The organism is Bradyrhizobium sp. UFLA01-814, assembly GCF_046718885.1.
In the GTDB taxonomy this organism is placed as follows: Bacteria; Pseudomonadota; Alphaproteobacteria; order Rhizobiales; family Xanthobacteraceae; genus Bradyrhizobium; species Bradyrhizobium elkanii.
Genome location: NZ_JAQOSR010000014.1, coordinates 58,650 through 78,253, shown reverse-complemented (window position 1 = coordinate 78,253; position 19,604 = coordinate 58,650). Strand labels below are relative to the sequence as shown.

The 19,604-nt window shown below is 62.7% G+C and carries 22 protein-coding genes, 1 tRNA gene and 1 pseudogene; 7 read left to right on the top strand and 17 right to left on the bottom strand.

Translation table 11 applies throughout. From position 1 onward, the window contains the following. On the bottom strand, positions 1-1,034 hold a 1,034-nt coding region (locus PMN64_RS07095; RefSeq protein WP_411780201.1), incomplete at its 3' end, for an Hpt domain-containing protein. Between the two features lie 202 nt (positions 1,035-1,236). After that, entirely contained in the window at positions 1,237-1,884 is a 648-nt protein-coding gene (chpT, locus tag PMN64_RS07090; RefSeq protein WP_304496730.1) for a histidine phosphotransferase ChpT, read from the bottom strand. Positions 1,885-2,024: 140 nt separating this feature from the next. Here chpT and cysQ point away from each other — a divergent pair, with 140 nt between their 5' ends. After that, on the top strand, positions 2,025-2,852 hold the full coding sequence (gene cysQ / locus PMN64_RS07085; protein ID WP_411780200.1) for a 3'(2'),5'-bisphosphate nucleotidase CysQ: 828 nt from the start codon (positions 2,025-2,027) through the stop codon (positions 2,850-2,852). Here cysQ and PMN64_RS07080 read toward each other — a convergent pair whose 3' ends face one another. Further along, entirely contained in the window at positions 2,853-3,317 is a 465-nt protein-coding gene (locus PMN64_RS07080) for a YHS domain-containing (seleno)protein (protein WP_028344112.1), read from the bottom strand. A 153-nt stretch (positions 3,318-3,470) separates the two neighbouring features. Here PMN64_RS07080 and PMN64_RS07075 point away from each other — a divergent pair, with 153 nt between their 5' ends. The 3 genes from PMN64_RS07075 (at position 3,471) to PMN64_RS07065 (ending at position 5,762) form a co-directional block, all read left to right on the top strand. Continuing rightward, positions 3,471-4,076 (top strand): DUF1134 domain-containing protein, encoded by a 606-nt coding sequence (locus PMN64_RS07075; protein ID WP_016843676.1) that lies wholly within the window; start codon positions 3,471-3,473, stop codon positions 4,074-4,076. A gap of 213 nt (positions 4,077-4,289) precedes the next feature. Next, complete coding sequence (locus tag PMN64_RS07070) at positions 4,290-5,573, top strand: hypothetical protein (RefSeq protein ID WP_411780199.1); 1,284 nt, start codon at positions 4,290-4,292, stop codon at positions 5,571-5,573. A 114-nt stretch (positions 5,574-5,687) separates the two neighbouring features. After that, a tRNA-Val gene (locus PMN64_RS07065) sits at positions 5,688-5,762 on the top strand. Between the two features lie 169 nt (positions 5,763-5,931). On the opposite strand, the pseudogene PMN64_RS07060 reads toward PMN64_RS07065, so the two are convergent. The 12 genes and pseudogenes from PMN64_RS07060 to PMN64_RS07005 form a co-directional block, all read right to left on the bottom strand. Further along, a pseudogene (locus PMN64_RS07060) lies at positions 5,932-6,188 on the bottom strand (HipA N-terminal domain-containing protein); the annotation flags it as partial. Continuing rightward, positions 6,157-6,393: a helix-turn-helix domain-containing protein gene (locus PMN64_RS07055; protein ID WP_411780198.1), complete on the bottom strand. Its 237-nt coding sequence runs from the start codon at positions 6,391-6,393 to the stop codon at positions 6,157-6,159. The pseudogene PMN64_RS07060 and the gene PMN64_RS07055, both read right to left, overlap by 32 nt. Positions 6,394-6,729: 336 nt before the next feature. Further along, on the bottom strand, positions 6,730-8,046 hold the full coding sequence (locus tag PMN64_RS07050) for an amidase family protein (protein ID WP_411780197.1): 1,317 nt from the start codon (positions 8,044-8,046) through the stop codon (positions 6,730-6,732). A gap of 29 nt (positions 8,047-8,075) precedes the next feature. Continuing rightward, positions 8,076-8,759, bottom strand: coding sequence for a DUF2848 domain-containing protein (locus tag PMN64_RS07045; RefSeq protein WP_411780205.1), 684 nt, complete (start codon positions 8,757-8,759; stop codon positions 8,076-8,078). Then, positions 8,743-9,435, bottom strand: coding sequence for an ABC transporter ATP-binding protein (locus PMN64_RS07040; protein WP_411780196.1), 693 nt, complete (start codon positions 9,433-9,435; stop codon positions 8,743-8,745). Before PMN64_RS07040 ends, PMN64_RS07045 begins: the two co-directional genes overlap by 17 nt. Beyond that, a complete protein-coding gene (locus PMN64_RS07035; RefSeq protein ID WP_411780195.1) occupies positions 9,435-10,181 on the bottom strand; it encodes an ABC transporter ATP-binding protein in 747 nt (248 codons plus the stop codon). The genes PMN64_RS07040 and PMN64_RS07035 overlap by 1 nt, the downstream gene beginning before the upstream one ends. Next, entirely contained in the window at positions 10,178-11,101 is a 924-nt protein-coding gene (locus PMN64_RS07030) for a branched-chain amino acid ABC transporter permease (protein ID WP_411780194.1), read from the bottom strand. Before PMN64_RS07030 ends, PMN64_RS07035 begins: the two co-directional genes overlap by 4 nt. Next, positions 11,101-12,000: a branched-chain amino acid ABC transporter permease gene (locus tag PMN64_RS07025; protein WP_411780193.1), complete on the bottom strand. Its 900-nt coding sequence runs from the start codon at positions 11,998-12,000 to the stop codon at positions 11,101-11,103. The genes PMN64_RS07030 and PMN64_RS07025 overlap by 1 nt, the downstream gene beginning before the upstream one ends. A gap of 36 nt (positions 12,001-12,036) precedes the next feature. Next, on the bottom strand, positions 12,037-13,437 hold the full coding sequence (locus tag PMN64_RS07020; protein ID WP_411780192.1) for an ABC transporter substrate-binding protein: 1,401 nt from the start codon (positions 13,435-13,437) through the stop codon (positions 12,037-12,039). A 53-nt stretch (positions 13,438-13,490) separates the two neighbouring features. Next, entirely contained in the window at positions 13,491-13,871 is a 381-nt protein-coding gene (locus PMN64_RS07015; protein ID WP_411780191.1) for a cupin, read from the bottom strand. Positions 13,872-13,888: 17 nt separating this feature from the next. Continuing rightward, positions 13,889-15,358 (bottom strand): 4-hydroxyphenylacetate 3-hydroxylase family protein, encoded by a 1,470-nt coding sequence (locus tag PMN64_RS07010; RefSeq protein WP_411780190.1) that lies wholly within the window; start codon positions 15,356-15,358, stop codon positions 13,889-13,891. Positions 15,359-15,378: 20 nt separating this feature from the next. Next, positions 15,379-15,975: a flavin reductase family protein gene (locus PMN64_RS07005; RefSeq protein ID WP_411780189.1), complete on the bottom strand. Its 597-nt coding sequence runs from the start codon at positions 15,973-15,975 to the stop codon at positions 15,379-15,381. Between the two features lie 69 nt (positions 15,976-16,044). On the opposite strand from PMN64_RS07005, the gene PMN64_RS07000 reads away from it, so the two are divergent. Next, the gene (locus PMN64_RS07000; RefSeq protein ID WP_411780188.1) at positions 16,045-16,653 is read left to right on the top strand and encodes a MarR family winged helix-turn-helix transcriptional regulator; all 609 of its coding nucleotides are present in this window, start codon (positions 16,045-16,047) and stop codon (positions 16,651-16,653) included. Positions 16,654-17,338: 685 nt separating this feature from the next. Here PMN64_RS07000 and PMN64_RS06995 read toward each other — a convergent pair. Continuing rightward, complete coding sequence (locus PMN64_RS06995; protein WP_411780187.1) at positions 17,339-17,575, bottom strand: hypothetical protein; 237 nt, start codon at positions 17,573-17,575, stop codon at positions 17,339-17,341. On the opposite strand from PMN64_RS06995, the gene PMN64_RS06990 reads away from it, so the two are divergent. After that, the gene (locus PMN64_RS06990) at positions 17,565-17,918 is read left to right on the top strand and encodes a hypothetical protein (RefSeq protein ID WP_411780186.1); all 354 of its coding nucleotides are present in this window, start codon (positions 17,565-17,567) and stop codon (positions 17,916-17,918) included. The two genes, PMN64_RS06995 and PMN64_RS06990, sit on opposite strands and share 11 nt — an antisense overlap. Positions 17,919-18,523: 605 nt before the next feature. Then, positions 18,524-18,679, top strand: a complete 156-nt coding sequence (locus PMN64_RS06985) for a hypothetical protein (protein ID WP_411780185.1) — start codon at positions 18,524-18,526, stop codon at positions 18,677-18,679. A 359-nt stretch (positions 18,680-19,038) separates the two neighbouring features. Here the strand turns inward: PMN64_RS06985 and PMN64_RS06980 are convergent, their stop codons facing one another. Further along, positions 19,039-19,581 (bottom strand): molybdopterin cofactor-binding domain-containing protein, encoded by a 543-nt coding sequence (locus PMN64_RS06980; protein WP_411780184.1) that lies wholly within the window; start codon positions 19,579-19,581, stop codon positions 19,039-19,041. Between the last annotated feature and the right edge of the window lie 23 nt (positions 19,582-19,604).

Genomic DNA, 19,604 nt, shown 5'->3' with positions numbered 1-19,604 from the left:
TCGAGCACCTGGCGGTCGAGCTCGGTGTCGGCGCCGTGCATCTCGAGCTCGATCTGCTTGCCGAGTTCGCCGGAGAGGTCGCGGACGATGCGCGGCAGCTTCTGCCAGGCATTGCCGATCGGCTGCATGCGCGTCTTCATGACGCCTTCCTGCAGCTCGGCGGTGACGTTGGAGAGCCGCTGCAAGGGCACCTTGAACTCGGTGTCCTCGTTGCGGCGGGAGATCTCCAGCAACTGGTTGCGGGTCAGCACCAGTTCGGAGACCATGGTCATGAGGTGTTCGAGGGTGTCGACATTGACCCGGATCGACTGGTTGGCGATCTTGTCGCCTTCCTGGACATCCTCACCGGCGGCCTTGCGGGCCGGCTTCTTCGCAGCTTCGGCCGGCTCGGCGGCGGGTGCTGCGGCTACGGGCTTGGCGACCGGCGCTGGTGCGGCGACTTCGGTCTCGGTCTCGCGGAAGGCGCGCTCGAGCTCGTCGAGCGAGACCTCGCCCGGGCGCAGCGGACGCTCCAGCGTCTGTACCACGAGGGTGCCTTCGGTCATGTCAGCCTGCACCGGCGGAGCTTCAACGACCGGCACATCTTCTTCAGCAGCAGCCGGCATCGACTGCGTCGAGCCTGACGATATCGACTGCGTCGAATCGGACATCGCCGCCATGCCGTGCTCGACCATGGCTTCGAGCTGATCGATCAGATCGCGGTCGTTGCCCTCGGGCTCGGCCTCGGTCGCCTCGAGGCCGCCGAGGATCTCCTTGATGCGGTCGATCGAGGACAGGATCAGCGTCACGGCTTCCGCCTTCACCGGCATGCCGTCGCGGAATTTGCCCATCAGGGTCTCGCCGGCATGCGCCAGCGCCTCGAGCCGCGGCAGCCCGAGGAAGCCGCAGGTGCCCTTGATGGTGTGCACCAGGCGGAAAATGTTATCCAGGATCTTCGCGTTGTTCGGATCCTGCTCGAACTGCACCAGCTGGTTGTCGACCGTATCCAGGCTCTCGCTGCTCTCCGTCAGGAACTCGCGCAACAGATCGTCCATGAAACCAACCTTCGAAAAACGCCGAAAACGCTGCGGCGCGCGACATCGACGCGCCTGACGGAACTTGGGTCAGCTTCTCCGCAAAGCGTTTAAGTTTGGTTGAGCAAATGGAAAAGAACGGGATCAACAAAGAGATAAGGCCGCGCGATCGAATCGCGCGGCCCGTCGTAACCTTTGCTTAATGATGTTCCCGCAGCCGCGTTCAGGACGCTGCGATAACGACCTTGTCGCCGTCGAGCGTCAGCGTCACTTTCAACCCGCAGGCTTCAGCCAGCAGGCGCGTGTAATGCGGCTGCACCGCATGCGCATCAACCGTGTTCGACGAGCTTGCATTGAGCAGGTCGACGATGTTCTGCGGCACCCGCGCATTGAGGCCCGCGGCCAGGATGCGGAAGCTCATCGTCTCGCCTTCGCCGACCGGATCGATGGTGAGCGTACCGCCGCGCGGGATCGTCTGCTGCGCGATGACCAGCATGTTCAGCAGCAGCTTGACCCGGTTCTTGGGCAAGAGCAGCCGCGGCAAATTCCAGGTCAGCGTCACCTTGCCGTCCTCGATATGCCCCTTCGCCATGTTCTGGGCATCGCCGAGGTCGATCTGCGCGCCGGAGGAACCGGCCGCGCCGAACGCCAGCCGGCAGAACTGCAACCGCGCCGAAGCGGTCTTGGCGCTCTTGCGAATCAGATCGAGCGCGAAGTCGCGGTCTTCGGGCTTGGGGTTGTCGTCAAGGACCTCAAGCCCATTGACGATCGCGCCGACCGGACTGATGAGATCGTGACAGACCCGCGAGCACAACAGCGCCGCGAGTTCGAGCGCATCGGGAGCGGGACCGGGAGACGAAGTGCCAGACATCAATTGTTTCCTGGAAAGCCGCACGCCGACCGAGGAGTGCGAATCACGCATGCCTGTCGGCTTGATACACCGCGCAGACGGATGCTGCCAGCTTGCGGCGGGACTGATAAGGGAACACAAACAGGATATGAGATCCGCTCATGAATAAGGCACAGCCGTCCCTGATCGGCTGCGAGGCCGCCGCCACGCTGCTCGAATCACTGACCGAACTGGTGATCCGCGCCGGCGAGGCGATCCTTGCGGTCAATCGTTCGACGATGAATGTTGCCGGCAAGGGCGACGGGTCGCCGGTCACCGAGGCCGATCTCGCCGCCGACCACATCATCGTCGAAGGCCTGACGCGGCTCGCGCCGCAGGTGTCGCTGCTGTCGGAGGAGCGCGTCCATCTGGCGACGCCGCCCTATAAGGACAGTTTCTTCCTGATCGATCCGCTCGACGGCACCAAGGAGTTCGTTGCCGGCCGCAATGAATTCACCGTCAATGTGGCGCTGGTCACGCAGGGCGTGCCGCTGCTCGGCATCGTCGGCGCACCGGCGCTCGGCCTGATCTGGCGCGGCATCGTCGGCAAGGGCGCGGAGCGGTTGACGCTGCAGGGCGGCGCAGTTGCGCAGGCCGCGCCGATCAAGACCCGCCCCTGCCCGCCACGCGGCGCGCCTTGGACGGTGGCAGTGAGCCGCTCGCATGGCGATGCACGCACCGAAGCCTTCATCGACGAGCGCGGTGGCGCGGTCCGCGCCGTGCTGGGTTCGGCCGTCAAATTCGGCCGCGTCGCCGAGGGCGAAGTCGACATCTATCCCCGCCTGTCGCCGACATCCGAATGGGACGTGGCGGCCGGTCACGCGGTCGTCGTTGCGGCCGGCGGCGAGGTCACCGATTCGAACGGCGGCCCATTGCATTTCGGACTCGGCCGCGAAGACTTTCTGGTGCCGGAATTCATCGCTTGGGGCGACCCGGCCGCGGCGCCGTGATCACTGCGCGAGATTGTCTTCCAGCTCCGGCCAACGCGCCGCGGCTTCCTTCAAAAAGCGCGCGGGATCGGCGGCGAACGCGTCACGGCTGCGTTCCCTGTTGAACAGGTAAAGCCTGTTCCCGACCACGGCCCAGAATCGCGGATTGCCGGCGCAGGTGACGCCCCGCACCAGATCGGTCGGATCGTAACCGCCGAATTGCGGGCCATAGATTTCGGGATGCGCCACGAACGAGGCGCGGTTGCCCTCGTTGCGGAAACGCCAGACCACGCCGCTCTCCGCGGCCTCGAATTCCGGCCGCCCCTGGGTGGCGGCGGCGTCGGTGAAATAAGCGACGGGATCGAATCCCTCGATCGCCAATCCGGAGTAGCGGTTCGTCACCACGCGCTCGGTTGTGGTGGCCTGAACAGGCAAGGACGGCCAGATGGCCGCCAAAATGCCCGCCAACAGGCCGAAAAACGCCATCCCCCGGCACGATCCATATCTTTCCTGCCGTTGTGCCGTCATAGTTGATACCGATAACATCCGAGTCGAGGGGACACCGGGCGCAACCTAGAGCCGTGCCTGTTGGCATCAGGTTAAGGGGCAGCGCCCGGATTTCGATAGCAGGGGTTCTTAATGACTTTCGCATCACGCCTTGCCGCGGTCGCGTTTGCCGCGCTGATGTGCTGGAGCGCAGGGGCGTCCGCGCAGCAGGGCCCGCCACCGCAATATCCGCCGCCACAGCGTGAACCGACCCCGTATACTTACGGGCCCGACGAACTGGTCAATGCCGGACACAAGTTCTTCGGGAATGTCTCGCGCGGACTCGCCTCGGTCATCGAGCGCGCGGTCAGCCAGTGGGGTCTGCCCAATGGTTATGTGCTCGGCGAGGAAGGCTCCGGCGCCTTCGTGGCCGGGCTGCGCTATGGCGAAGGCACGCTCTACACCAAGAACGCCGGCGACCTCAGGGTCTACTGGCAGGGTCCCTCGGTCGGCTTCGACTGGGGCGGCGACGGCGCGAGGACCATGACGCTGGTCTACAACCTGCCCTCGACCCAGGCGATCTATCAGCGCTTTGTCGGCATCGACGGCTCGGCCTATATCGTCGGCGGCTTCGGCATGACGGCGCTGACCGCCAACAACATCGTGCTGGTCCCGATTCGCTCGGGCATCGGCTTGCGGCTCGGCGCCAGCGTCGGCTATCTCAAATTCACCCCGCGCGCGACCTGGAACCCGTTCTAGAGCGTTTCCAGCGAAGTGGACGCCGGTTCGCATCCAGAGCCTCGTTCCGATTCAATCGGAACGAAGCCCGAGGTCGCGGCCCTGATCGGGCGATGAGGCCGGCGCTCCGGCGCGGTTGGCAATTCAGGTTAACGCGGCAATCGGGCTGGCCTTTGGCCGGCCCGCCGTGGCATTGTGATTAACAAATTCCTTCTTTCCTTGGAGTGACCCTTCATGATCGAGCCGATCATGTACGCGGCGATCGGTTTCCTGATCTCGATGCTGTGCGGCCTGATGATCGTTCCGCTGGTGCACAACCGGGCGGTGCGGCTGACCACGCGCCGCATGGAGGCGGCCACCCCGCTGTCGATGGCCGAGATCCAGGCCGACAAGGACCAGCTCCGCGCCGAATTCGCCATGTCGGCCCGCCGGCTCGAGATGAGCGTCGACCAGCTCAAGAGCAAGACCACGAGCCAGCTCGCCGAGCTCGGCAAGAAGACCGATGCGATCAACCGCATGAAGATCGAGCTCGGCGAGAAGAACGCCGCGATCTTCGCGCTGGAAGCGCGCGAGAAGGCGATGAAGGAGCAGCTTCGCGCCACCGAGGAAGAGTTCTCGGCCAAAACCGAGCTGTTGCGCAACGCCGAGCAGGCGCTGACCGACAAGCAGGGCGAGCTCGGCAAGATCAACGCCGAGCTCAACGACCGCGCGATGACCGCCGACAGCCGCCAGATCGAACTGGTCGCGGTGCGGACCCAGGTCGAGGAGCTGAAGAACCGGGTCGGCGATGCCGCCAGGGAATTCGCGGCAACCGAAGCCCGCCTCACCCAGGAGCGCAGCCAGTCGGAAACCGCGACGCGCGATCTCACCGACGCGCGCGGCCGGGTCGAGAATCTGAGCCAGCGCGTCACCGATCTCGACCGCCAGCTGGTCGCCCAGGTCAAGGAAGCTGAGATGCTCGGCAACCGGGTCAACGACCTCGAGACGCGGCTTGCGACCCAGGGCAAGCTGCTGGCCGAGCGCGAATTCGAGAACGGCCAGTTGAAGCAGGCCAACGCCGCCGCCGAGCGGACGGTGCAGGAGCTGCGCGAGGAGATCGCCGCGGCGGGCGGCGGCAAATCCTCCGCGCTCGACAGGCTGCGCCAGGAGAAGGCTCAAGTCGAGGAGCAGCTGCGCACTGTCAGCGACGAGCGCGGCAAGCTGCAGCGCGACATCAACGCGATCCAGCAGCAGGCCGAAAGCTCCTGGGCGACCGAGCGGATGGAGAATGCGCTGCTGCGCGAGCGCATCAACGACATCGCCGCCGAGGTGGCCAAGCTCGCGATCCAGCTCGAGGGCCCCAATTCGGCGATCGAGGCCATGCTGGCGGCGGAGCCGACGGTGCCGGCCAAGGCGGCGGCCAAGCCCGCCAACGGCGCCTCGCCGGGCAACGGGATGCCCGAGGGCGGCGGCACGCTCGCCGAGCGCATCCGGGCGCTGCAGTCACACGCCTCCCGCGCCCGCCAGCAAGGGGCGTGATTCCCGCAGGGTTTGGCTTGACACCCCTACCCGGCACTTCGTAAATCGCACGCTCTGACGAAGCGCCCATTTTCGACCGGCCGCCGACCAGCGGCCTTTGGCACGTCACATCCCGGACGCATAGCTCAGCGGGAGAGCGTTCCCTTCACACGGGAGAGGTCCAAGGTTCGATCCCTTGTGCGTCCACCATTAGCTCTTTAAAATCAATAACTTATCGGATCGTCTCCCTCGGAACGTGCCCCGAAATAACTGGGGCACAGCCGGGGCATACATTACGGCGGCTTGCAAAAAGATAATTTGGCGTCCGTCCAGATCGACGATTACGGCTTTTGCCATTTCAGGGTCTCGCATGACGGGTGTCCTCGGGCAGCATGTTCGCGAAGAACGCGGGCAGCATGTGTGCTGCCGGCTTCGGATTCTTGCGAAGGCCACATCGGCGGAGCGCAACGAAAGGCTCAGTATCGGGGGCCGCACCTTGGCTCGATAGGCCGGATCGAGACTGAAGGCGTTGAAATCACCTGGCGTACGCACGACCGTTCCGACCTTGAGGTCTTGAAGGAACACGTCCAGCGACTGAATGGTGTTAGGGGCGCGGACCCGGGTGCTCATCATCATCCATATCGATGGTGAACGCCGGTCGATCTTCGTCTTCGGACGGGCGAAGGAGTGCGTTGACGCCGGGTACCATTGCCTGTGGCATCAGCATCAGCTCCATGCCAAGCGCGCGCGCGACGTTAATCAGCGTGGTCGCCCGCGCAGCGGCGTTGCCCTGCTCAATATCGCGGTAACGCGGCCGAGAAATGCCCGCGCGTTCGGCCACCTGCTCTTGAGTCAGGCCCGCTTGCTTTCTTGCGTCCCGGAGGGAACCGCCCTAGCTGTTGGGTTGCTTCTGAGTTCCACTCCATGATCTGTTTACGTATCTTTTGCCGTCTAAAAGGGTATCGCTGGCTCGGCGAGATATAGATCTGTTTACGTATCACGGAGCAATAAAATGGTCCTTAAACGTATCCTTCGTGGCTAAAGATCGATCCCCAAACGCCCCAAAGCAATCTTCGGCAGCGCCTCCAGGCGGTCATGGGAAGAACCATCGCGCCTGTATGAACTTCCGCGGCGCCCCGCCCGGGCGGCCCTTTTGACGAGAACGCCAAGCAGCGTGCTAACGACCTCGCAGCATCGTTTCCACACTGGACGCGATCTCCAGCAAGCGCCGGTCGGCGTTCCTGCGACCGATCAGCATCAGGCCGACGGGAAGACCGTCGAGCGGTATCGGCAATGAGATCGACGGACAATCGAGAATATTGGCGACCCGCGGGTTGCGAAGCACCAGCCCATTGACTTGATGGAACGCGCTGTCCTCCTCGATCGACGACAGAAGCGGTGCGCGGATTGGCGTCGTCGGCAAGATGAAAACCTCATCGTTGCCGAATGACTGTTCGAAGGATCGGATTGCGGCTTTCCGAAGCCGCACCATCCGCACGTAGTCGATCCCGAGGACTTGGGCCCCCGCTTCGATACGAGCTCGGGTTTTCGGATCGACCCCATCCAGGCTCGATACACCCAAGCCGCGCAACGTTGCGCCGACCTCGATTGACGGAAAAGTGCCGATCTTGTCGATCTCTGCGACATGATCGAGAGCACCCTCGATCGATCCATCCGCGATCTGCAAACCACATGATCGAAGCCGCTCTACGGCATTCTCAAACGCGCTAAGCACTTCTGGCTCGCAGCCATGAAACAGGCGACCGCGAGCGACAGTGAGCCGAAACGTGTAGGGAGAGGCAGCCTGCGGCCGCGATCCCACGTCTCCACCCGAAAGCACCTGATCGGCCACAAAGCAGTCCGCGACGCTCGAGGCAATTGGACCGATGGTATCGAGGCTCGACGACAGGGAGAACGCGCCAACGGTCGGCACGAAGCCACTCGTTGGCTTGAAGCCGGTTGCCCCCGACAGCGCCGCCGGAATTCGGATCGAGCCTCCCGTGTCGCTCCCGATGGCGATCTCCGCCATGCCGTCGATGACCGAGACGACAGCCCCAGATGAGGACCCTCCCGGAGCGCGCCGGCGGTCCCGGGGGTTACCCGGCACGCTGTCGTTCGGGTTCGTGCCGAGCGCGGAAAAGGCGAACTCGGTCATCTGTGTCTTGCCGATGATCACGGCTCCCGCGGCGCGCAGGCGCTTGACGATCGACGCGTCTTCAGCGGCGGGGGGCAGAGAGCGCAATACGGCCGAACCCGAGCTAGTCGCGGTACCGGCGACGTCGAAGAGAGCTTTGATCGAGACAATCCGACCATCGAGCGGGCCGCGTGTGGTCCCGGCAACGGCGCGCCGATCGGCAGCTTCAGCCTCGCAACGTGCGCTGTCCGCAAATAACGCGGTGAAGGTATTCTCTGCGTCAGATGAGTGCGCGCGCGTCAGCGCGGCTTCCAGTCGCGCCACGGCCGTGGGTTGGGATTGATCGGATCCTGACGTCATTCGTCGAAGCTCTTCCCTGGACGTGGCGATCAAGAGACGACCGGAAGGACGTCGATATCATAGCCGTGGGTCAGGGAGCGCTTGAGAACCGGATCGCTCAGCTCCATTTCGAAGCGCGTCCCCGGGCGAATGCCGCCAATCGCACCCGACGTTCCGCAGAACATCAAGGTCCCGGCGGGAAGAATATCGACGTCCGAGTACCGACGAATGAGATCGTGCGGCGTTCTCAGCGAGGAAACCGGGCTCTCCTGATAGAGAACCCGCTTGCCGTCGATCGTCGCCCACGAGCGAAGCACCAATTCATCCCAGTGCGGCTCGACATCAGCATAGGACCAGAGCTGCCGGCCGATCGGCTTGCCGCAAAGCTGCTTCGAAAGTGCGATACCTGCGGCTTCCGCCTTGCGATCGGTATGGTCGGATCCGATTCCAATCCAGAGCCCGTCGGCCATGGCGACCACGATAGGTTCGACCTCACCGGAACTATCCGAACCGAGCACGCTCAAGCCATCTGCCTGCGTCAGCGTCTGGGCCGCAACACGGTAGTAGAGCGGCGTCGTCGACGGGCGTGGGATTCCGAGCGCCGCGAGTTCCTCGATATGGTGCTCGATCGCCGCCGCGTTCCTGCCCGCCCAGCCCGCGATCACGAGCGATTCGATTTTGACGCCGACGTGATCGGTCCGATCCTTCGCGATACGGTCAAACTTCATGAACATGGGCTTTGTCATCCTTGGTAGACGGAACGAGAATCTCGCCACGCTCGATCTGCAGCGTGCGATCGGCAACGCGGTCTAGCAGGGCTGGCGAGGATTCCGTGATCAGCAGGGCGAGCTCCGGCCGGTGCTTGCGCAGCTCACCGAGCGTCCGTGCATAATCGAGCGCCAGGGCCGGCGCCAGCCCCTGGAAGGGTTCGTCGAGCAACAGGACCTTGCGCGCCACCATCAGCGCACGCCCCAGCGCAACCATCTTGCCCTGCCCGCCGGAAACGCCGCCCGCAGGCCGGGACCGCATCACATGCAGCTCAGGCAGCAGCGTATAGATCTCGTCCAGCCTGCGAACGATTTCCGGCTTGTCGAGGTTCAGCGCCAGTGCCGGAAGCCGGATGTTCTCCTCGACGCTCAGCTCCGGTATCAGCCGGCGATCTTCCGGCGCATATCCGATGCCGGCCCGGGCGCGGGTGTAGGCCGGCTGGCTGCCGAGATCGGCAGCATCGAGGTGGATCGAGCCCTCGTCGTGCGCGATGAGCCCCATGATCGCGCGAAGCGTCGTTGTCTTGCCGGCGCCATTGCGGCCGATCAACACCGTCGTCTTGCGCGCGATGACCTCGCAGCTGACCTTGCGCAGCACGCGAACGCCCTCGATCGAGACGCTGACCTTGTCGAGCCTGAGCATTAGGCCACTCCCACGACGCGTTCGCGGACCTGCGCGTTGCCAAACACCTCATCTGGACGCCCTTCGGCCATGATATTCCCGGCATTCCACACCAGGACGCGGCTTGCGTAACGCGCAACCACGTCCATGTCGTGCTCGACGAAAAGAGCGGTGATGCGGCGCTGGCGCAGCGCGCTCATCAGCGCCTCCATCAGTGGGAAGCGCTCCAGCGCACTCACGCCGCTGGTCGGCTCGTCCAGCAGCAGCAGCCGCGGCTTGAGCGCCAGCGCAACCGCGATGTCGAGCAGCTTGCGATGACCTTCAGGCAAGGCGCTGCTGATGCGGTCGGCATCGCCGTCGAGCCCGACCAGTTCGAGCAAGGCCATTGCTTCGTCGCGCCGCTGCGCCGTTTCAAGCGGCCGGACCGCGCTCCACAGTCCGTCTTTCGCGGCAAGCGCCAGCATCATGTTGTCGATCACGCGCTGTGCGGAGAACAGTTGCGGGATCTGAAAGGCGCGCGCGACGCCGCGTCGCGCAATGGCGCGCGGCGACAGCCGGGTGATATCGTTGCCGTCGAGCAGAACGCTGCCTGAAACCGGGCGGATATAACCTGTGCAGATGTTGAGCAGCGTCGTCTTGCCCGATCCGTTCGGGCCGATGATCGCGAGGAACTCGCCGTCGTGGATTGCAATGCTTGCCCCGTCGGCGGCCTTGACCCCGTTGAATGCGACGCAGAGGTTCTTGGCCTCCAGGATAGGACGCCTCATGGGCTCGACGCCTCCTTGCGCGCGAATAGTCCATAGATGCCCTGCGGCATGAACATGATCACGATGATCAGAGCCATGCCCACGATCAGATTCCAGGCATCGGTTACGGTCACCGCCGCGCTGTGCAGCAGTTCGAGGAACAAGGCGCCGATGAACGCGCCCGGTACGCCACCGATGCCGCCAAGCACGGCGATCAGGACGAGGTGGCCGGATGCGGTCCAGAACGCGAAGTCGGGAACCACGCGACCGATCGCAAAAGCGGAGATCGCGCCACCGAGCCCGGCGAGGGCCGCTGAGATCACATAAGCGATCAGCAACACCGCCCAGACCGGAATGCCCAGATATTCGAGCCTGATCTCGTTGGTGTGGACGGCCGACAGCGCATGCCCCAGCGGACTGTCGAGATATCGCTGGACGGCGAGACCGACGAGCACCATCAGCGCCAGGCTGAGATAGAACAGCACGCTCTTGAACACCGGCTCGGCAAAGATGACGCCGAACACCGCCGGAATCGGAACGGGCATACCGTCCGTTCCGCCCGTGACACCGTAGAGTTTGGCGCACAGCGCGTAGAACACCATGGAGACCGCGAGGTTCAACATCGCGAAGAAGATCGCGCGATACCGGACGAGAAACGCGCCGGCGATCGCGCCGGTCAACGCGGCGACCAGCACCGAGAGCAGCAGCAGCAATCCAAGATCGTTGATGCCGGCATGGGCCAGGAAGGCGACGCCGTAGGCGCTGGCCGCGAAGAACATCGCGTGGCCGATCGAGATCAGCCCGGCCCGCAGCAGCACCGCGACACCGAGCGCCGCAAAGCCCTTGGCGATCGCAAGCGTCAACACGAATTGCAGCCACGGCGCGGCGACGGGAAGGACGGCGAGCGTGAGAACCGCGGCAGCGGCCAGGATGATCCGCATCATATCCTCCGCGCCGTTACCGATCCGAACAGGCCGTAGGGGCGGATCAGAAGCACGACCAGCATTGCGGCATATGGCGCAACGGCATCCAGCGAAGGCGCGAGATAGATCGCGAGCACGCGCGCCAGACCGACGATCAGCGAGGCGACCGCGGCTCCCTCGATCTGCCCGAGCCCGCCGATCGCCGCCACCGCAAAGGCGAGCACCATGGTGTCGGCCCCAAGCCCCGGGGCAATGCCCGATGTCGGCGTCGACAGAGCTCCACCCAGCGCGGCGAGGAACACGCCCAGCGAGAACGCCAGGATGAAGATCCGGTTGGTATCGATACCGATCGACTGCGCCATTTCACGGTCGGTCACGACGGCGGTGATCAGGCGCCCGAGCCGCGTGTGGTTGATCAGGAGCCGCAGCCCGACGACGACAAGAACCGCCATCCCGACCAGCAGAATCTGGTAGTTGAGATAAACCACGCCGCCGATGCTTGACGTGCCAAGCAATCGCATCGGCGCGTCCTCGTAGAGGGATTGCACGCCGAAGATCAGCCGCTGGAGATCCTCCAGGATGAGGAAGAGTCCGAACGTGATCAGGATCTGGACGGCCTCGGACTTGCCGTACGTCCAACGGACCAGGCTGCGCTCGATCAGCGGACCGAAGATGGCGGCCACGAAAACCGCACTGAACAGCAAAGCAACAAACGACAAATAAGGGTTGAGCTGCCGGCTCGCGATGAACAGGCAGGCCGAAGCCGCGACGTAGCCACCGATCGAGTAGAGACTGCCGTGGGCCACGTTGAGGACGCGCAGCACGCTGAACACCAGCGTCAGGCCAACCGCCGCGAAAAAGATTAACGCGGCGCTGGCCAGGCTATCCAGCAGCAAGGGAATGATTGCATTCGACATCGGCTTAACGCCTGCGTGATTGGTTGCGAGTGGACGTTATCGTTCGCCTATCTTGTAGCTCCCCGGTTTCGGAAGACTCTTCGCGAACTCGGGCTTGAGCGTCGAAATCCAGGCGAGCGGATCCTGACCAGCCTGTGGCATCAGGCTGTCGCCCTTGTAGCGGACCATGTCGCCGATCACCGGAAACGGTTGCGCCGACGTCTTCACGGTCACTCCGACGATCTGGTCGACGAGACCGTCATTGTCGGCCCGCGTCTGCGTGATGCCGGTCAAGGTTGCGACCTTGCTCCCCTTCATGGCGGCCGCGAGCTCGGCACGAGTCGGCCACTTTCCGCCATTCTTCTGCATGGCAGCCTCGTAGGCGGCCTTCACATAGATGAGCGCATTGGCCATCTTGATGGACGGGAACACCGGATACTCGCCGAAGCGCGACTTGTATGCTTCGGCAAACTTCACCGTCTGGGGATTGGCCTTGGCGTCCGGCGACATCCACCAGCCGTCACCCAAAACCCCGACGATCACGCCATCCGGCAACGGCACGCGTTGCAGCACGGTCTCGCCGAGCGCGAGGACCACCTGACTGGACGTGAACAGCCCACGCGGCGTCGCCTGGCGAACGAAGTTTTCGAGGTCGGCGCCCCAGAGATTGGAGAAGACGACGTCCGGGCGCGCGGTGGTAAGGCGCGAAATCTCGGTCTGGTAATTCGGCGAGCCGAGCTTCGGATAGAGTTCGGCGACGATCTCGATGTCCGGCTTCAGCGCCTTGAGCGCCGCGGTGAAGATCTTGGCCGCGTCATGGCCGAACGCGTAGTCCGGATTGATGATCGCCACCGTCTTCACGTCCGGCTTGCGATCCAGAAGATAGATCGCATAGGCGATGAATTCGGGCACGGTGTTGCCGTTGGGACGGAACACATACTTGCTTTTGCCGTCCATGAGCAGCTGGTGGGTATCGCAGTTCCAGCCGACGGTCGGAACCTCCAGCTGCTCCGCGATCGGCGCCAGCGCGAGACAGGTAGCGCTCGACAAGGCAGCGACCATCACCTGGTTCTTCGCATCTCCGGCCAGCCGGCGATATTCCGCGATCACGCCTTGCGCGCCCTGCGCTTCGTCGACGAAGGTCGCGGTGACCGGAACGCCTCCGATCCCGCCCTTGGCGTTGATCTCGTCAATCATGAGGTCTGCGGCGTTCTTGCCGGGCATGCCATAGGCCGCGGCGGGACCGGACGTGAACGTGAAGATGCCAAGTCCCACCGAGCTCGGCTTGTCCTGCGCAGCGACCGGCGTCGCCGCCACGACGCCGATCACAAGAGCGCCCGCAAGGCCATCGACCACCACGCGGAGATTGGCGTGGGGCAACTCCCAATTCAACCGGAACAGCGGTTGAAGCGAGGATAGGCTACGCGCGAATGCGAGCGAGATATTTTTGAACGCCATATTTTCCCCCTAGGAGCGGTCGAACTATGTTTGTCGGTGCTGGCGGACCGGCCTCAAACCGGATCGAAATAGTGCATTTCGAGAAGCAGGCAGCCGTTGACGGATTTGAACGGGCCGTGCGGTGCGTGCGGCGGCCGGCAGGCATAGGTGTTCGGCGGGAAGCTCTTGCCGCCCTCGCCCTTCTCGTCATTGCCGACGATCAGGTCGCCGGAGACGAGATAGACCTCTTCCCAATACTCATGCGAAAACGGTGCGGTCGTGTAGACGCCCGGCGCAAAGCGCAGCAGCCGGGTTCGCGTTCCGCGCCGGTTCCCCTCGTCGAGCGCGCCCGCGAGGATCTTCTGCTGGATGCCGGCAGGATAGCCCGCGGGCGTTTCCCAACCGGTGGTCATGTCGAGCGTGTAAAATTCGTCGTGCTTCTTGTTGACGGGCATATGTCGTCTCCGTTGGTTCAGGCGGCCTTCCTGGCGATCGAGATGCCGTTGAGGTCGTAGGAATCGAGCATCGTCTGGACCAGACGATCGGCGCCGGACCAGTCGTAGGTACGATAGGAGTGTCCCTTGGTGACGAAGGTCGCGCCGGCGTAGAACATCTCGTATTGCTGATGGCGGGACCCGAACTCGGATCCGACCGCGTCCCAGGCGAGCTTGTAGAACTTCACCCGGTCGTGCGAATTGGCCTTCGGCGACTGCTGGGTCTTGCCGATCAAGGCCGCAATCTCGGGGTTATCGAAGTCGGCGACCGACGACGGCAGCATGATCATGCCGCCGCCGGCGAGTTCGCGCAGCGTATTGATGATGTGCGCGTAGAGCTGCTGCGTCAGCACTTGCGCGGAATAGAGCGTGTGCCGGTCCGGGATGAAATAGGGACCGACCTGCGCGCCCTTTGCCTCCATTGCCGCCACCAGGGCGTCGACCATGCCGGTCTCGGCTGCAAGCTGACCGAGCATTTCCCGCACCTGCGGGAACTGGGTGACGCCGTTCATTTCGGCGGTCCGATGCGCGAGGCCGGCCAGGAACTTGAGCTTCACGCTCAGCCGCACCATCGCCTGGTAATTCTGATAGACGTGGCAGGGCGTGGCGTGGAACTGTTTCTGGCACATTTCGACGTTGCCCTCGATGAAGACGCGATCCCAGGGAACCTTCACGTCGTCGAAGTAGAGGACCGAGTCGTTCTCGTCGAAGCGGCTGGACAACGGATTGTCGAACACCGCGCCGGCTGCATCCTCGTAGGACTTGCGCGACAGCATCTTGAGACCCTTCGCGTTCATCGGGATCGCGAAGGACATCGCGTAGCGCTCTTCGCCTGGACGCATCGGCTGGATGGTCGTGACGAAAACCTCGTCAGCGACCACGCCTCCGGTCGCGAGCATCTTGGCGCCGCGGATCGTGATCCCTTCTGCGTCGCGGTCGACGACGCCAGCAGTGAGAAACGGATCCGCCTGCTCGGCGGCCCCCTTCGAACGATCGGCCTGCGGATTGATGATCACGTAGGTAAGGTAGAGATCCTTGTCGCGCGCATAGCGGTAGTAGCTCTCGAGCGCGCCCGCTCGGGCGGGATCGTATGCCTTGAAGACGTCGAGCCCCATGTAGAGACCTGAGATGCACGACGCGACATGGTCCGGAGCCCGGCCCATGAAGCCGGCATGCAGCGCAGCCCATGCTTCCAGTGCCTTCCGCCGCTGGACGAGATCGGAATAGGACGTCGGAAGCTGCCAGATCCGGTTGGCACGTCCGGCATCGGTCTCGAACGTCATGAGATCGACGTTCTCCCTGGCGCTCGCGAAGTCGAACAGCCCCGCCATCGAACTGGCGAGATTTCGATAGGCATGATGAGCGGTCACGTCGCCGACCGCAGCCCCATTGATGTAGATGGTCCGTCCGTCCTTCAGGCCAGACAGATATTCCTTTGCGCTACGCATCGCGGTTCTCCGGTTCGAAGCTAGTAATGAATGGGAAGCGGCCAGGTCGGCTCGCGCTCGGTTTCGTCGACGAGGTCGCGATAGCGACCGCGAAAGAAGATCAACGGTGCGGCCGGCTCGCTGCGCGCAGTGTGGCGGACGACGCGGACCACAAAGATCACGTGATCGCCGCCGTCGTAGCTTGCGAACGGCGCGCATTCGAAATGAGCCAGAGCACCTGATATCAACGGTGCTTCCGCATGGCCGACGGACGTCTTGACCTGATCCCACTTGTTGGAAAGAGCGCGCGCGAACTGATTGGAAATCTGTTCCTGATCGCGGGCGAGGATGTTGACGGCGAAGCCCTTGGCCTCGAGCATCGCGGGCAGGCTTTTTGCCTTGCGGTCGACACTGAACAGGACCAGCGGTGGATCTAGGGAAACGGAGTTGAACGAGCTCATGGTCATGCCGATGAGTTCGTCGCCCTTGCCGCGCGCGGTCACCACCGCAACGCCGGTCGCGAATTCTCCTAACACCCGCCTGAATGCACGGTCCTCCATGGGACGCCTGCCTCGTTGCTTCAACCCTGATTTATAATCGCCAGATAGCTTTCTGGCAAAGCTATCTGGAAATGTCAAGCCCTCTTGCTGGGCGCGCGCATGCGTGCTCTTTAGGCAAGTTCGCAAGACTATGATTTCGTGGGGAGAATGAGCGTGACTGACGCGCTTTTGACGGCGTCGAAACCCGAACTACTCAACAAGGAAGGAGACCGAACGCTTCGTGGCCTCCTCTACGACTATTTCGCGTTCGGACGCAGCCTGGAAGCCTGCCGGGAAATATTCGCGAACTTTGTCGACCTGTCGACCACCCAGTATTTGATCCTGATCGCAATCAAGAACTCGACAGCGGAAGAACCGATGGGAGTCAATCAGGTCGCCGAACGGCTATATCTGAGTGGCGCCTTCGTCACCAATGAGATCAATAAGTTGGTTTCCGATGGCCTGCTTGAGAAAAGTCCTCATCCGGAAGACAGACGGCGGGTGCAACTTACACTCACGCAGCACGGTGTGAACCTATTGATCCGCCTTGCCACCTTGCAACGACCGGTCAACGACGCGTTGTTTGGGATGCTGACGCGCGAGGAGTTCAAAATGCTATCCCAGCTATTGTCCCGGCTCGCGTCGAACGCCGACAGCGCGTTGAAACTCGCCGAACATGTCAAAGCGACGCTCAAGTCCCAGGAAAAAAAGGGTTCCGCAGCGAATTTGCCCGTCCCACGCAAGAAGCGACGCGCGACGCTTCACAATACTCGGTGACGCCTTTGGGCGGTTACCATTTGCTGCATCCTCGTACCTCTCTGAGCCACAGTATCAGAAACCTGGTCGAGACGATCATTGTGATCCGGCCACCTAGCTAGGTTGAGTAACCGTTGAGTTAGCAGGCCAGCTAAACGCCGCGCTCGGAAAAGGCCCATCCAAACCAAGTCGAAGGAGCGTGGGTAAAGTTGGTAGTGGTGGGGGAGAATCGGGTCGAGGAGCTGGGCAGATTTCCCTTAGATATCGGATCCGCGTTCAAGGAGATGCATGTTGGCATCATCCGAATAGCCGGCACGGCGACCGCCCGACCGAATGCACGAGCGGTATAACCAGGGCCCACACTCACCGGACCCAATCCGCACCTATGCCGGTGACATCCGATACAGGTAAACGCGAAGCGTTCCGGTTTCCTTCTCTCTCTATATCGATGGACTTGCGACGTGACCTCATTCAGCTCGTGCTGCTTGAGGGCATTACGAAGGAATCCTAGCATCGACAGCGGGCAAGGAAGTAAGGGCCAGAAGGCGACATCGACCACTGAAGCCACCACGAATAGTTGCTGGCGGGGCCGCAGGCGACAAATGACCCGCGTCAGATCGGGCTCTGCGAAACGCGCGGCGTGAGGACCCGAACGAGATGCCTGTCCGGTGGGCCAATTGACGAACGCAACCGGAGCTGTGACCTGCTACTTGCAGCCGCGGCAAATCGTAAGCTTGCGTTTCAGTTTGTCATCTTCCGCGGGATCGATCGATTGCTGCCCAGAGACACCATGCGCTTCTTGACCGAGCTTGGGCTGCTTTGCCGGACGCGACCTGACGGGTCGCGTCGTCCGGCTTGACGCGTCATCGTCGTCGACGACGCCGACGCTAAAGCCATCGTAATCGGTGACCGACTTGGCCGACGGCGGCAGCTTGTCGATCACCGGTGCTGGCGAAACGTCGTCGGACGCCGACTGCGTGTCCTTCACAGTGGCAGATGGTGGGACGCCCGCGGCGGTTGCCCGTGGCGGCACATTTTTAGCGGCTCGGGTCGGTACTGAACCCTTGGCGGTCTCCGCCGGCGGCGGAACGTCATCCGTCGGCGGTGACGACGCAACATTGCTCTTTGCTGATGGCGTGGAACTTTTGGCAGCCGCCCGCGGCGGCGACACGCTGGGTGCCGCCATCGGCGGCCAAACGCTGCTGGTGGCGGCCGGAGGTGCCGACCCCTGTTCACTCAAAGGCGGCGACGGAGCAAGCGAAAGCGGCGGGGCCAGCGACGTCTGACATCTCGCGCTGTCGCAAACACTAGCGGCGAACAAGCCAAGGGCAAAAAGCGCAGCGTTTTTCATTGCGTTCTGCAAACACTTTGACTGAAAGACTTGATGGCGTGACTTCCGTGGCCACGCTTCGGCGAAAATATTATCGCCTGACATGGCGATAAAAATTGACGAAAATGGGGAGTCATGGGCGGAAACAAGCGCGCTTCGGTCCGCTTGCGGCCTTTAGGCAACCCTCGTTTTGAGCCCGAATGTCTGCTTTGGGTCCCTCGGAAGTCAATGCGGGCCGATGGGATGTCCCCGTCGTCGTCTCGCAGTCGTGACGATCAGCGCTTCCAGCGCGCAACGCTGCACCCCCGGCCAGATATCATCGCCATACGTTCGTATAGCTCCTTTCATCCCTTTTTATGGCCTGGGCTCACGCTCGTACAATTGAGCGGCCACGGGGGATTCTTATGCTTGCGGGTACTCCGACCGGACGCGCAAACGTCTGCAGGAGCGCGAGCCGGGTTGCGAGCTCTGTGATCAGAATCACTGCCCCGAGGAACGCATCGCAAGGCGGTCGTGTCAAACAAGTTTTGCTGGAGTGCGGGATCTTCGAGGAACACTCACATGAACGTCTTCATTCAGAAGCTCAACGGCCTGTGGCACCTCATCGTCGGGTCGTGCAAGATCCGAACACCGTTCCTTGAGACCCAGGACCGGGAGTTGGTTGTTGCTTACGCCAGGCGTGTCTATCCCGGCGCCAAGGTCTTCGAACGCGACTGACTCTCGCATGAGAAACGGCGATTGTGGCCCGCAGCTGCGAGGGTGCGCTTCCTCCCCGCGCCTTTCGAATGCGGATGCCCCTAAAGCGCGATGAGATTGGGATCAATCATCATCGCGTTTTAGCTTCTTGCTTGAGCATGATTTCCGCGAAAACTAGAGGTCGAAATTCGAGGCCGGCAGAGTCGCGAATGGACGTGCCGCGTGGCCGCGTCTCGCCGGCTGCCCCTTCAGCGCGCGAGTCCATTATTCACGCGATACGGTCGTTCGAGCAGCCCATTCTGTCCTGATCTCGCATTTAGAAAAACCAAACCGGCTTGCATGTGAGTTTCCGGCGCAAAATTCGCCCCACTCAGGAAGCGCTACTGGTTCGCCGTCGCTTGACGAATTAGGCCGCGCAGCTTCGCCGGCGTCAATGGCAAGAAATCCGCCTTGGCCCTGAATGGCTTCAATGCGCCCTCGATTGCGCTCGCTATTGCGGGCGGAGCGCCCATCCTGCCCCCTTCGCCACCGCCTTTGATCCCATATTCGGTAAAGGGTGACGGCGTTACGACGTGGCCAACCCGGACATTCGGAGGCACTTCGTTGACGCTGGGCAGGATATAGTCGGCGAAGTTTGCGTTCAGTAGTTGGCCATCGTCGGCGTACTTGTACTCTTCATAGATCGCCGAACCGATTCCTTGTGCCGTACCACCGCGAACATGGCCTGCGAGCGTCATTGGATTTACGATCGTGCCGCAATCATCTGGAAGGTTCGGCCGAATGCGGAGGATTGTGCGGTCATCACGCAGAATCGCCGATCGTCCGGATTCATTGTGATTACATAGGGGGGCGGCTTTTGTAGGACCAACCATGGGGAAGGCCACGTCGGATGGAGGAGGAGTTCGAAGGCTGGCTGAAACCATTCCTCGATCGCTTGGGTTATGGG

What these genes read in the sequence shown, in the direction of transcription:
- PMN64_RS07075 (WP_016843676.1), top strand. Translation starts at nt 3,471, where the DNA reads ATGACTTTCGCATCACGCCTTGCCGCGGTCGCGTTTGCCGCGCTGATG.
- cysQ (WP_411780200.1), top strand. Translation starts at nt 2,025, where the DNA reads ATGAATAAGGCACAGCCGTCCCTGATCGGCTGCGAGGCCGCCGCCACG.
- PMN64_RS07015 (WP_411780191.1), bottom strand. Translation starts at nt 13,871, where the DNA reads ATGCCCGTCAACAAGAAGCACGACGAATTTTACACGCTCGACATGACC.
- PMN64_RS06980 (WP_411780184.1), bottom strand. Translation starts at nt 19,581, where the DNA reads ATGGTTTCAGCCAGCCTTCGAACTCCTCCTCCATCCGACGTGGCCTTC.
- PMN64_RS07045 (WP_411780205.1), bottom strand. Translation starts at nt 8,759, where the DNA reads ATGTTCATGAAGTTTGACCGTATCGCGAAGGATCGGACCGATCACGTC.
- PMN64_RS07030 (WP_411780194.1), bottom strand. Translation starts at nt 11,101, where the DNA reads ATGCGGATCATCCTGGCCGCTGCCGCGGTTCTCACGCTCGCCGTCCTT.
- PMN64_RS07040 (WP_411780196.1), bottom strand. Translation starts at nt 9,435, where the DNA reads ATGCTCAGGCTCGACAAGGTCAGCGTCTCGATCGAGGGCGTTCGCGTG.
- PMN64_RS07050 (WP_411780197.1), bottom strand. Translation starts at nt 8,046, where the DNA reads ATGACGTCAGGATCCGATCAATCCCAACCCACGGCCGTGGCGCGACTG.
- PMN64_RS07000 (WP_411780188.1), top strand. Translation starts at nt 16,045, where the DNA reads ATGAGCGTGACTGACGCGCTTTTGACGGCGTCGAAACCCGAACTACTC.
- PMN64_RS07025 (WP_411780193.1), bottom strand. Translation starts at nt 12,000, where the DNA reads ATGTCGAATGCAATCATTCCCTTGCTGCTGGATAGCCTGGCCAGCGCC.
- PMN64_RS07035 (WP_411780195.1), bottom strand. Translation starts at nt 10,181, where the DNA reads ATGAGGCGTCCTATCCTGGAGGCCAAGAACCTCTGCGTCGCATTCAAC.
- PMN64_RS07020 (WP_411780192.1), bottom strand. Translation starts at nt 13,437, where the DNA reads ATGGCGTTCAAAAATATCTCGCTCGCATTCGCGCGTAGCCTATCCTCG.
- PMN64_RS06985 (WP_411780185.1), top strand. Translation starts at nt 18,524, where the DNA reads ATGAACGTCTTCATTCAGAAGCTCAACGGCCTGTGGCACCTCATCGTC.
- PMN64_RS07080 (WP_028344112.1), bottom strand. Translation starts at nt 3,317, where the DNA reads ATGGCGTTTTTCGGCCTGTTGGCGGGCATTTTGGCGGCCATCTGGCCG.
- PMN64_RS07070 (WP_411780199.1), top strand. Translation starts at nt 4,290, where the DNA reads ATGATCGAGCCGATCATGTACGCGGCGATCGGTTTCCTGATCTCGATG.
- chpT (WP_304496730.1), bottom strand. Translation starts at nt 1,884, where the DNA reads ATGTCTGGCACTTCGTCTCCCGGTCCCGCTCCCGATGCGCTCGAACTC.
- PMN64_RS07010 (WP_411780190.1), bottom strand. Translation starts at nt 15,358, where the DNA reads ATGCGTAGCGCAAAGGAATATCTGTCTGGCCTGAAGGACGGACGGACC.